Below are 12,094 nucleotides of genomic sequence, written 5' to 3'. Positions count from 1 at the left end.
GGCTCACCTCTTGCTCTTGATGGCAGTGCCGAGCACTTGCAGGTAAGCGACCAGCGCGTCCATTTCGGTCTTGCCCTTGAGCGAGGCGACTGAGCCGGCGATGTCGTCGTCGGTGTACGGCACGCCGAGGGTGCGCATCGCCTTGATTTTGGTTTCGGTGTGGCTGCTGTCGAGTTGATTGGCGACCAGCCACGGATAGCCGGGCATTTTCGATTCCGGCACCACGTTGCGCGGGTTGTACAGGTGCGCGCGGTGCCAGTCTTCGGAGTAGCGACCGCCGACCCGGGCCAGGTCCGGGCCGGTGCGTTTCGATCCCCACAGGAACGGGTGATCCCAGACACTTTCACCGGCCACCGAGTAGTGGCCGTAGCGTTCGGTCTCGGCGCGGAATGGCCGGATCATCTGCGAATGGCAACCGACGCAGCCTTCGCGGATGTAGATGTCGCGACCTTCCAGTTGCAGCGCGGTGTAGGGCTTCATGCCTTCCACCGGTTTATTGGTCACGTCCTGGAAGAACAGCGGGACGATCTGAGTCAGACCGCCAATGCTCACGGCCAGCACCATCAGCAACATCAGCAGGCCGACGTTTTTCTCGATTGTTTCGTGTTTCATGGCGGCCTCCTCAGGCGATCTGCGCGGCAGCAGCGACTTCGGCAGGCTGCGAGGCCCGCACGGTGCGCCAGGTGTTGTAGGCCATCAGCAACATGCCGCTGAAGAAGATCGCACCGCCTACCAGGCGCACGACGAAGCCTGGGTGGCTGGCCACCAGGGTTTCGACGAAGGAGTAGGTCAGCGTGCCGTCTTCGTTGACAGCGCGCCACATGAGGCCCTGGGCGATGCCGTTGACCCACATCGAAGCGATGTACAGCACGGTGCCGATGGTGGCGAGCCAGAAGTGCGCGTTGATCAGGCCGATGCTGTGCATGTGTGTGCGGCCAAAGATTTTCGGGATCATGTGGTACAGCGCGCCGATGGAGATCATCGCGACCCAACCGAGGGCGCCGGCGTGAACGTGGCCGATGGTCCAGTCGGTGTAGTGGGAGAGGGCGTTGACCGTTTTGATGGCCATCATCGGCCCTTCGAAAGTCGACATGCCGTAGAACGCCAGTGACACGACGAGGAAGCGCAGGATCGGGTCGCTGCGCAACTTATGCCAGGCGCCCGAGAGCGTCATCATGCCGTTGATCATTCCGCCCCAGCTCGGTGCCAACAGGATCAGCGACATCACCATGCCCAGCGACTGTGCCCAGTCTGGCAGCGCGGTGTAGTGCAAGTGGTGCGGACCGGCCCAGATGTACAGGGTGATCAGCGCCCAGAAGTGCACGATGGACAAGCGATAGGAATACACCGGGCGCTCGGCCTGTTTCGGCACAAAGTAATACATCATCCCGAGGAAACCGGCGGTGAGGAAAAAGCCCACAGCGTTGTGCCCGTACCACCACTGGACCATGGCATCGGTCGCACCGGCGTATACCGAGTAGGACTTGGTGACGCTCACCGGCAATTCAAGGTTGTTGACGATGTGCAGAATCGCCACGGTGATGATGAACGCACCGAAGAACCAGTTGCCGACGTAGATGTGCTTGGTCTTGCGCTTGGCCAGTGTGCCGAAGAACACGATGGCGTAGGCGACCCAGACGATGGTGATCAGAATGTCGATCGGCCATTCCAGTTCGGCGTACTCCTTGGAACTGGTGTAACCCAGCGGCAGACTGATCGCCGCCAACAGGATTACCACTTGCCAGCCCCAGAAGCAGAACGCGGCGATTTTCGGCGCGAACAATTGAGTCTGGCAGGTGCGTTGCACCGAATAGAACGAACTGGCGAACAGGGCGCAACCGCCGAAAGCGAAGATCACCGCGTTGGTGTGCAGCGGGCGCAAACGCCCGAAGCTGGTCCACGGCAGATTGAAGTTGAGTTCCGGCCAGACCAATTGAGCCGCGAGAAAAACCCCGAGCCCCATGCCGACGATGCCCCACACCACCGTCATAATGGCGAATTGGCGGACCACCTTGTAGTTGTAGGCGGTACTGATAGAAGTGTTCATGGTTCCCCATCCACGGTTCAGCCGAAGTGAAGGCCTGTCTTTGCGAGTAAGCCGCACGGCAGACGCTCCCTTCGCCTGGAGTTATAGGCAGACTAAAAGCGAGGCAAGCATGGACAAAGAGCACAAGGCCAGTATTGACGGGGATCAATGGGCGCGGTGTGTGCGGGATCATGGATGGTGGTGGAATGAGGCGGCGTCAAAGGCCTCGCCGGAACCTGTGACGCTGATTCTCGCCCATGGCGCGGGCGCACCCATGGACAGCGGCTGGATGAGCGACATGGCCGCGCGCCTGGCGGCTCAAGGCGTCAATGTGCTGCGCTTCGAGTTTCCTTACATGGCGCAACGGCGCATCGATGGTGGCAAGCGTCCGCCGAACCCGGCCCCGAAACTGCTCGAGTGCTGGCGTGAGGTCTATGCGGTGGTGCGACGCCATGTCGCTGGGCGTCTGGCCATTGGCGGCAAGTCCATGGGCGGGCGGATGGCCAGCCTTTTGGCGGATGAACTGGAGGCCGATGCGTTGGTGTGCCTCGGGTATCCGTTTTATGCGGTGGGGAAACCGCAGAAACCTCGGGTTGAGCATTTGGCCTCGCTCAAGACACCGACGTTGATCGTGCAGGGCGAGCGGGATGCGTTGGGCAATCGTGAGGCCGTCGAGGCTTACACGTTGTCACCGAGCATCGAGGTGTTCTGGCTGGTGGCGGGGGATCATGACTTGAAGCCGTTGAAGGCTTCAGGGTTTACCCATGAGCAACATTTGGCGGCTGCGGCGCAGAAGGTGTCCGAGTTTCTTCAGTGAAGTTTGCGGTGTCGGTCAGGGCCTCATCGCGAGCAAGCTCGCTCCCACCTTTGGAATGCATTCTCCTGTGGGAGCGAGCTTGCTCGCGATAGCGGTTTAGCAGACGACATCCTTCATTGATCGTCTCTTGTCAGTTTGAATGTGCCGTTTGGATTCAAGCGGTAGCCTTCGCTTTTGAAAATGGCGTTGAAGTCGCCTTGTACCGTTCCCTTGATCGGGTCAAGTCTGATAGTCAGTTCGGCACTGTCCGCGTAGACAACCCGGAAACCGGTGAAGCCAGGCGGTGCGGGTATCGAGTGAGTGTGCGAAAAATGCAGTTCATCGCTTAGCTCATAAGTCCGCTCCAACAGCGTGTCATCAATGTAGGGCACGGACATGCCGAAACTGAAGTAATTCTCTTCGTCGCCTGTTCCTGTGGATCCGGAAAAAGACCAGCTAAGTTCGCCGGTAGGCGGGAACTCATGTAGGAAAAATAGGGTTTTCTCAGCCTTTGTCACATCGCTGCCGAAGTTCCAGTGAAAATCGTTTCCTGGTGCCTGGATGCTGTTCTCTTTCGGGATGAAAATATCTTTTGTGCTCATTGCGAAATCCTTCTCTGTCCACATGGGTATGAAGCAAATGCCGACGGGTATGTCGGCACTCCATTGGTATCCCACCCATGCGGGTGCGTCTACTGTCAAACCTGACAGCTATACACCGGATTTTAGATGTGTATGACGCTTGCCAACGTCCAATCGTGCGCCTCGGTATTGCTTTGCGTAGGGCAATACAAAACCCGGAAGTATCACCTTCCGGGTTTTTGCCCTGCTTGCAGAGATCAGCGATTAAACCGCTCCACCAACGAATACTGAGTATTCGCGGTCTTCGTCAGTTCTTCACTCAATAACGCTGAGTGTTGCGCCTGTTCCGAAGTCTGGTCAGCCAACTGCGAGATGTTGCTGATGTTGCGGCTGATTTCTTCGGCGACAGCGCTTTGCTCTTCGGTCGCCGCCGCGATCTGGGTGGTCATGTCGGTGATGTTGGCCACCGCTTCGCTGATCCCCACCAGTGCCTGGTCCGCTTCCAGAACCCGCGTCACCCCTTCTTCGGCCTGGCGATGGCCAGCCTCCATGGTTTGCACCGCAGTGCTGGCGGTTTGCTGGAGCTTGGCGATCAGGGCGTGGATCTGTCCGGTGGATTCGCTGGTGCGTTGCGCCAGTTGACGGACTTCGTCAGCCACCACCGCAAAGCCACGACCCATCTCGCCGGCACGAGCGGCTTCGATCGCCGCGTTCAACGCCAGCAGGTTGGTCTGGTCGGCGATGCCTTTGATCACATCGACCACGCCGCCGATTTCGTCGCTGTCCTTGGCCAGTTGGATCACGGTCAGGCCGGTTTCACCGACCACCACCGACAGGCGCTGGATGGCTTCGCGGGTTTCCCCGGCGATATCGCGGCCGCGACCGGTCAGGCGATTGGCTTCCTGAGTCGCATCGGCCGTACGTTGCACGTGGCTGGCGACTTCCTGAGTGGTGGCGGCCATCTGATTGACGGCGGTGGCCACTTGCTCGGTTTCGACACGTTGGCGTTCCAGACCGTTGGAGCTGTTATGCGCCAGGGTGTCGGACTGTTTCGCTTGGTCGCTCAAATGCTCTGCGGTGTCCTGCAGACGGGTCAGGCAGGTTTTCAGACGGGCTTCCTGGCTGAGGATCGACATCTCCAGACGCGCCTGGGCACCGCGACTGTCGGTGTACATCTGCGCGATCAGCGGGTCGGAGGTCGTCTGCCCGGCCAGTTGCAGCAGACGCTTGAGGCCGCGCTGTTGCCAGCTCAAACCCATCAAACCCAACGGCACCGACAGGCCGGCGGCCAACGCAAAACCCCATTGAGAATTGAGCGACGTACCGATCAAGAAGCTCAGTTGGCTGACGAGGATGAACGGCAGCCAGTTCTGAAGCACCGGCAGCCATTTGTCCGTTGAAGGAATCGGCGACTTGCCCTGGTTGATGCGTTGGTAGAGCGCTTCGGCACGGCGGATCTGCTCGGCGGTGGGTTTGACCCGCACCGATTCGTAACCGACCACCTGATTGCCTTCGAAAACCGGCGTGACATAGGCGTTAACCCAGTAGTGATCACCGTTCTTGCAGCGATTCTTGACAATGCCCATCCATGGCAAGCCTTGTTTCAGTGTGCCCCACATGTGCGCGAATACCGCGGCCGGGACGTCAGGGTGACGGACCAGGTTATGCGGCGCACGGATCAGCTCTTCAAGAGAGTACCCACTGATTTCGACGAAAGCGTCGTTGCAGTAGGTGATCACGCCCTTGGCATCGGTGGTGGAAATCAACCGTTGCTGAGCCGGGAAGGTCCGTTCGCGTTGTGTAATAGGCTGGTTGTTACGCATGGCTTTTTTCAATCCGCAAGGCTTTGACGGGTTGTCGGCATCGTTAGCTATTTATTGAGATTATTTTCAGAAATCAGTGGCGCGTCGCAAAACGCCTCTTGCGTCAGCCGGCGAGCATCGGATAGGTGAACAGGCCGAAGTGCAGCAGGTTCAGGCCGAAATGGGTGGCGATGGCCGCACCCAAGCCACCCAAACGGTAGGCCAGACCATAGCCGACACCTGCCAGACTCGCCAGCAACACCCATTGCCAGCCGGCACCCACATGCGCCAGGCCGAACAGCAGCGAAGCGATGAGCACGGCGAGGTTTTCACCGTAGGGCAGGTTTTTGAAGCGCCTGGTCAGACCGCCCTGGAGGTAACCGCGAAACAGTGCTTCCTCGACCAGGGTCACCAGCAGCAGGTTGTTCAGCGTCCATAACCAAGCTTGATCGGGCCACTTCGATGCCCAACTGATCACGCCCAACAACAGCGCGCCACCCAAGGCCAACACGACACTCAGGGGCAACGCCATAGCAGTGGCATCAATGGAAAGGCGTAGTGAACGCCGGCCGACAATCCAAGGGCAGACCAGTAATAGCCAAAAGCCTATTAAGGGTTTGTCCAGATTCAGGTACAGGGAAAACGGCACCGCATCGTCGGTGAATCGCTGAGGGTCGATGGCGCGACCATTGTAGAAACCGGGAAGCCAGTGCATCGCCAGTGCGAGGGCCAGCACGATGAATAAGGTGTGACCGAGGCCGCGCACGATGGAGAGCTTTTGTTGGCGGACCGCGAAGCCGGCGAACAGCAGCAGCGCGACGGAGATTCCGGCCAGCCAGCCGAGGTGCCCGTAGGTCAGTGCCAGACCATAGCCAATAGAAAGAAGGGCCAGGTAAATCCATGGCAGGGCCAGCATTTTAAGTCCTTGTGTCGAGAAAAGTTTGCGAGGCGCCTCGCTCTAAGGGATTTGTGGCGAGCAATTATAGAGACGTGCATCCCACACACAAAAACACCGCCCGAAGGCGGTGTCTGTGTCAGCAGGCTGTTACGAGGCTATCAACTGTCGCAACACGTAATGCAAAATCCCCCCCGATTTGAAGTATTCCACTTCATTGAGGGTATCGATCCGGCACAACACCTCGACTTTCTCGCGGCTGCCGTTCGCACGGGTGATCACCAACGTCAGGTTCATTCGCGGCGTCAGCTCGACGCCGGTCAACCCTAGAATATCCAGCGTCTCCTGGCCGGTCAGGTTCAGGCTCTTGCGGTTCTGATCCAGCTTGAACTGCAATGGCAACACGCCCATGCCCACCAGGTTGGAGCGGTGAATCCGTTCAAAACTTTCCGCAATGACCGCTTTGACCCCCAGCAGATTGGTGCCCTTGGCCGCCCAGTCACGACTCGAGCCGGTGCCGTATTCTTGCCCGGCAATCACCACCAGTGGTGTGCCCGAGGCTTGATAACGCATCGCCGCATCGTAGATCGGCATCCTCTCCCCGGTGGGAATGTAAATCGTATTGCCGCCTTCTTCGCCGCCGAGCATTTCGTTGCGAATGCGGATGTTGGCGAAGGTGCCGCGCATCATCACTTCGTGGTTGCCGCGACGCGAGCCATAGGAGTTGAAATCCCGTGGTTCCACACCTTTCTCGCGCAGGTAGTGGCCTGCGGGGCTGTCAGCCTTGATGTTGCCGGCCGGGGAGATGTGGTCGGTGGTCACCGAGTCGCCGAGCAACGCGAGGACCTTGGCACCGGCGACGTCCTTGACCGCCGGCGGTGGGCCACCGATGTCATCGAAGAAGGGTGGATGCTGGATGTACGTCGAATCGTCCTGCCAGACATAGGTCGCCGCTTGCGGCACTTCAATCGCCTGCCATTGCTCGTCGCCGGCAAACACTTCAGCGTATTCCTTGTGGAACATCGCGGTGTTGACCTGGCCGACTGCGTCGGCGATTTCTTTGGTGCTTGGCCAGATGTCCCGCAGATAAACCAGATTGCCCTCTTTGTCGGTACCCAGAGGCTCGCTGCTGATGTCGATGCGCACCGTACCGGCCAACGCATAAGCGACGACCAGCGGTGGGGAGGCCAGCCAATTGGTTTTTACCAGAGGATGCACGCGACCTTCGAAGTTGCGGTTGCCCGACAACACCGAGGCAACGGTCAGGTCGGCGGTTTGAATGGCTTTTTCGATCGGCTCCGCCAATGGCCCGGAGTTGCCTATGCAGGTGGTGCAGCCGTAACCGACCAGCGCAAAACCCAGTTCATCAAGGTACTGGGTCAGGCCGGCAGCCTTGTAGTAGTCGGTGACCACTTTCGAGCCTGGGGCCAGTGAGCTCTTGACCCACGGTTTGCGCTTTAGGCCTTTCTCCACGGCTTTCTTCGCCACCAGGCCGGCGGCCATCATCACGCTCGGGTTGGAGGTGTTGGTGCAGGAGGTGATCGCGGCAATCACCACTGCGCCGTTTTTCAATCGATAAATCTGCCCGTCGTATTCGTAATCTGCTTCACCGACCAGGTCGGCATTGCCCACCGCAACGCCACCGCCGCCTTCACTTTCGAGACGACCGACCTCCTTGCTGATGGGTTTGAATTGCAGGTCGATGAAGTCGTTGAACGCTTGCGCAACATTTGGTAGCGATACCCGGTCCTGCGGGCGTTTCGGCCCGGCAAGGCTGGCTTCGACACTCCCCATGTCCAGCGCCAGGCTGTCGGTGAACGCCGGTTCCTGGCCCGGCAAGCGCCACAGGCCCTGGGCTTTGCTGTACGCCTCGACCAGTTTCACTGTCTCGCTGGGGCGGCCGGATAAACGCAGGTACTCCAGGGTGATCTCGTCCACCGGGAAGAAGCCGCAGGTGGCGCCGTATTCCGGGGCCATGTTGGCGATGGTCGCGCGGTCGGCCAGTGGCAGGTCGGCGAGGCCATCACCGTAGAACTCGACGAATTTGCCGACCACGCCTTTTTTGCGCAGCATCTGAGTGACCGTCAGCACCAGGTCGGTGGCGGTGATGCCTTCCTTGAGCTTGCCGGTGAGTTTGAAGCCGATCACTTCCGGGATCAGCATTGATACCGGTTGCCCAAGCATCGCCGCTTCCGCTTCGATCCCGCCGACGCCCCAGCCGAGCACGCCGAGGCCGTTGATCATGGTGGTGTGGGAGTCGGTGCCGACCAGGGTGTCCGGGAAGGCATACGTGCGCCCGTCCTCGTCCTTGGTCCAGACCGTGCGCCCCAGGTACTCCAGATTCACCTGGTGGCAGATCCCGGTGCCCGGCGGCACCACGCTGAAGTTATCAAAGGCGCTTTGGCCCCAGCGCAGGAACGCATAGCGTTCACCGTTGCGCTGCATCTCAATGTCGACGTTCTGTTCGAAGGCGCTGCTGCTGGCGAACTTGTCGACCATCACCGAGTGGTCGATCACCAGATCCACGGGGGAGAGCGGATTGATTCGTTGCGGGTCGCCGCCGGCCTTCGCCATCGCGGCACGCATGGCGGCCAGGTCGACCACGGCGGGAACACCGGTAAAGTCCTGCATTAATACCCTGGCGGGGCGGTACTGGATTTCACGGTCGGAGCGACGTTCCTTGAGCCAGGCGGCAATCGCCCTCAGGTCGGCGCCGGTGACGGTTTTTTCATCTTCCCAGCGCAGCAGGTTTTCCAGCAGCACTTTCAAGGACATTGGCAGTTTGTCCAGGTCGCCCAAGCTCTTGGCGGCATCCGGCAAGCTGAAATAGTGATAGGTCTTGTCGTCAATTTGTAAGGTTTTAAGGGTTTTCAGGCTATCGAGGGACGGCATTGAAATGACTCCTTTGGGTCCGCACGAATACGGACTGACGGGACAGACAGAGCCTTTAACCTAGCCCTGTTCATTCGTTAAAGCTAATAACTGGACTCTATGGCCGGGTCCAAGGTTCCGAACTCGGCTATCATGCGCCCGTTTTCGTGACAGGCTTTGCTTCAACGCAAGTCTGGGCATCGCGCAGTGGCTGAATTCTTCGCCAACTGCCCAGGAGTAAGAATGAACACCCTCTTTATGCATTGCCGGCCGGGCTTCGAAAGTGAAGTCTGTTCCGAGATTTCCGAACACGCCGCGCGGCTGAACGTGGCCGGTTATGCCAAGGCCAAGACCGCCAGCGCCTGCGCCGAATTCATCTGCACCGAAGAAGACGGCGCCGGGCGCCTGATGCGTGGCCAGCGTTTCGCCGAGCTGATCTTCCCGCGCCAATGGGCTCGCGGGATCTTCATCGATCTGCCGGAAACCGATCGCATTAGCGTGATCCTCGCGCACATGGCGGACTTCCCTCTGTGCGGCAGCCTGTGGCTGGAAATGGTCGACACCAACGACGGCAAAGCGCTGTCGAACTTCTGCAAGAAGTTCGAAGTGCACCTGCGCAAGGCGCTGATGGCGGCCGGCAAACTGGTGGAAGATGAGCACAAGCCGCGCCTGTTGCTGACCTTCAAAAGCGGTCGCGAAGTGTTCATGGGCCTGGCCGAGTCGAACAACTCGGCGATGTGGCCGATGGGCATTCCGCGCCTGAAGTTCCCGCGTGACGCGCCAAGCCGTTCGACGCTAAAGCTGGAAGAGGCGTGGCACCATTTCATCCCGCGAGATCAGTGGGACGAGCGCCTGCACAGCGACATGACCGGGGTTGACCTCGGCGCGGCACCCGGCGGCTGGACCTGGCAACTGGTCAATCGCGGCATGCTGGTGACGGCCATCGACAACGGCCCGATGGCCGAAAGCCTGATGGACACAGGTCTGGTGCAGCACCTGATGGCCGACGGTTTTACCTTCAAGCCTCGCCAGCCTGTGGACTGGATGGTCTGCGACATCGTCGAGAAACCAGCGCGCAACGCCGCCATGCTGGAAGAGTGGATTGGCGAGGGACATTGCCGCGAGGCGGTGGTCAACCTGAAGTTGCCGATGAAACAGCGTTACGCCGAAGTGAAGCGCTTGCTGGAACGCATCGCCGACGGGTTCAAGGAACGCGGTATTCGGGTCGAGATCGGCTGCAAGCAGCTGTACCACGACCGTGAAGAAGTGACCTGCCATTTGCGCCGGATTGATGTGAAGAAACCGAAATCCCGCTGACTTTGCACCGATCAGCTGCCAGTGACTAGACCCCCGGCAATGCGCGACAATGCCGGCAAGTTTCAGGAGTGAATCATGAGTGAAATGATTGATACGCCGGTTGACGGCACCCTCGACGCCACCGGCCTCAACTGCCCGGAACCGGTGATGATGCTGCACCAGCACATCCGTGACCTGGTGCCGGGCGGCCTGCTCAAGGTGATCGCCACCGACCCGTCGACCCGTCGCGACATTCCCAAGTTCTGCGTGTTTCTCGACCACGAACTGGTGGCGCAGCACGAAGAGGCAGGCACCTACCTCTACTGGATCCGCAAGAAACTCGCTTAACCCGCCGACTGACTGATGCGGATCCGCTTGCGTGCACTGCGCGTCAGGCGGATCGACAGCATCAGCGCCGCGCAGCTCAAGCCCACGATCAAACCCTGCCACAGCCCGCTCGGGCCGCTCGGCGCGCCGAACCAATCGGTCAGGCCCAGTGCGTAACCCACCGGCAAACCAATCCCCCAGTAAGCGAACAGCGTCAGGATCATCGTCACCCGAGTGTCCTGATAGCCGCGCAATGCGCCGGCAGCCGTCACCTGGATCGCATCGGAAAACTGGAACAGCGCCGAATACACAATCAGCATCGTCGCGACCTGGATCACCGTCGGGTCGGCCGTGTAGATCGTTGCAATGTGTTCACGCAGCAACAGCATCATGCTCGCGGAGATACACGCATAGGCCAGCGCCGTGCCCATGCCGACACCGGCAGCGAAGCGGGCCTCGCGCGGCTCCTGACGGCCGAGCGCCTGGCCGACCCGCACGGTCACGGCCATGCCAAGGGAGTAAGGAATCATGAACACCAGCGAGCTGAAGTTCAGCGCGATCTGATGCCCGGCCACGACCGTCGCGCCGAGGCTGCCGATCAGCAGCGCAATCACCGCGAAGATGCTCGACTCGGCGAACACCGCGATGCCGATCGGCAGGCCGATGCCCAGCAGGCGTTTGATCACTGACCACTGCGGCCAGTCGAAACGGCTGAACAACTCACTCGACTGATACGCCGGCGCCCAGCGCTCCCACCCGGCCATGCCCAAGGCCATCACCCACATCACAATCGCGGTGGCCCAGCCGCAACCGGCACCGCCCATGGCCGGCACACCGAAGTGGCCATAGATGAAGATGTAGTTCAGCGGAATGTTCAGCGCCAGCCCGCACAGACCCAACACCATGGCCGGACGCGTCCGGCCCAGGCCGTCACTGAAGCAGCGCAGCACATGGTAGAACGCAACGGCGGGCAAACCGCTGGCGATGCCATGCAGGTATTGCATGCACGGGCCGATCAGTTCGGGATCGACCTTCATGATGTGCAAAATCGGTTCGGCGCTGAACAACATGCCGGTCGCCATCAAGCCCACCACGAAGGCCAGCCACAGCGCCTGGCGCACGATCGGGCCGATCTCGCTGTGGGTGCCGGCGCCGAAACGCTGCGCGACTTTCGGCGTGGTGGCCAACAGCGTGCCGGTCATCAACAGAAACACCGGCACCCAGATCGAGTTGCCCAGCGCCACCGCTGCCAGATCCTGTGCTCCGACCCGGCCCGCCATCACCGCATCGACGAAGCCCATGGCAGTGGTCGCCAGTTGCGCGATCATGATCGGCAGGGCCAGGCCGAGCAGGTTTTTCAGCTCCAGGCGAACCCGGGCCGGACGGGTGAGGGAAATAGCGGCGGGGCGGTCAGTCACGGAATTCAAGGGCGAAACGTCCAAAGATGTTGATGCGCAAGGCGGCGCATTCTACGCCCTGACGCAGTGGTCAGGAAAAGTC

10 protein-coding genes are annotated in these 12,094 nt (G+C 60.1%); 3 read left to right on the top strand and 7 right to left on the bottom strand.

Translation table 11 applies throughout. The annotated features are described in order from the left end of the window. Positions 1-3: 3 nt before the first annotated feature. A complete protein-coding gene (gene ccoO, locus ACXPVS_RS07695) occupies positions 4-612 on the bottom strand; it encodes a cytochrome-c oxidase, cbb3-type subunit II (RefSeq protein WP_458509398.1) in 609 nt (202 codons plus the stop codon). Between the two features lie 10 nt (positions 613-622). Then, positions 623-2,047: a cytochrome-c oxidase, cbb3-type subunit I gene (gene ccoN, locus ACXPVS_RS07690; RefSeq protein ID WP_458509397.1), complete on the bottom strand. Its 1,425-nt coding sequence runs from the start codon at positions 2,045-2,047 to the stop codon at positions 623-625. A gap of 109 nt (positions 2,048-2,156) precedes the next feature. On the opposite strand from ccoN, the gene ACXPVS_RS07685 reads away from it, so the two are divergent. Further along, complete coding sequence (locus ACXPVS_RS07685) at positions 2,157-2,843, top strand: alpha/beta family hydrolase (protein WP_458509396.1); 687 nt, start codon at positions 2,157-2,159, stop codon at positions 2,841-2,843. 113 nt (positions 2,844-2,956) lie between these two features. On the opposite strand, the gene ACXPVS_RS07680 is transcribed toward ACXPVS_RS07685, so the two are convergent. From ACXPVS_RS07680 to acnA, 4 genes are all read right to left on the bottom strand, one after another. Continuing rightward, positions 2,957-3,424 carry a hypothetical protein gene (locus ACXPVS_RS07680; protein ID WP_458509395.1) on the bottom strand — a complete coding sequence of 156 codons (468 nt, stop codon included), beginning with the start codon at positions 3,422-3,424 and terminating at the stop codon, positions 2,957-2,959. Positions 3,425-3,660: 236 nt separating this feature from the next. Beyond that, a complete protein-coding gene (locus ACXPVS_RS07675; RefSeq protein ID WP_458509394.1) occupies positions 3,661-5,226 on the bottom strand; it encodes a methyl-accepting chemotaxis protein in 1,566 nt (521 codons plus the stop codon). Between the two features lie 103 nt (positions 5,227-5,329). Then, positions 5,330-6,121, bottom strand: coding sequence for a CPBP family intramembrane glutamic endopeptidase (locus ACXPVS_RS07670; RefSeq protein WP_458509393.1), 792 nt, complete (start codon positions 6,119-6,121; stop codon positions 5,330-5,332). A 129-nt stretch (positions 6,122-6,250) separates the two neighbouring features. Beyond that, complete coding sequence (gene acnA / locus ACXPVS_RS07665) at positions 6,251-8,992, bottom strand: aconitate hydratase AcnA (RefSeq protein WP_458509392.1); 2,742 nt, start codon at positions 8,990-8,992, stop codon at positions 6,251-6,253. A gap of 222 nt (positions 8,993-9,214) precedes the next feature. On the opposite strand from acnA, the gene rlmM reads away from it, so the two are divergent. Both rlmM and tusA read left to right on the top strand, forming a co-directional pair. Continuing rightward, positions 9,215-10,288 (top strand): 23S rRNA (cytidine(2498)-2'-O)-methyltransferase RlmM, encoded by a 1,074-nt coding sequence (rlmM, locus tag ACXPVS_RS07660; protein ID WP_458509391.1) that lies wholly within the window; start codon positions 9,215-9,217, stop codon positions 10,286-10,288. A 75-nt stretch (positions 10,289-10,363) separates the two neighbouring features. Then, a complete protein-coding gene (tusA, locus tag ACXPVS_RS07655) occupies positions 10,364-10,615 on the top strand; it encodes a sulfurtransferase TusA (protein WP_007907805.1) in 252 nt (83 codons plus the stop codon). Here the strand turns inward: tusA and ACXPVS_RS07650 are convergent. Beyond that, positions 10,612-12,021: an MATE family efflux transporter gene (locus tag ACXPVS_RS07650; RefSeq protein ID WP_458509390.1), complete on the bottom strand. Its 1,410-nt coding sequence runs from the start codon at positions 12,019-12,021 to the stop codon at positions 10,612-10,614. The genes tusA and ACXPVS_RS07650 overlap by 4 nt on opposite strands. Between the last annotated feature and the right edge of the window lie 73 nt (positions 12,022-12,094).

Source organism: Pseudomonas sp. Ma2-10 (assembly GCF_054330215.1).
This window is presented reverse-complemented; position numbering and strand designations above follow the sequence as displayed.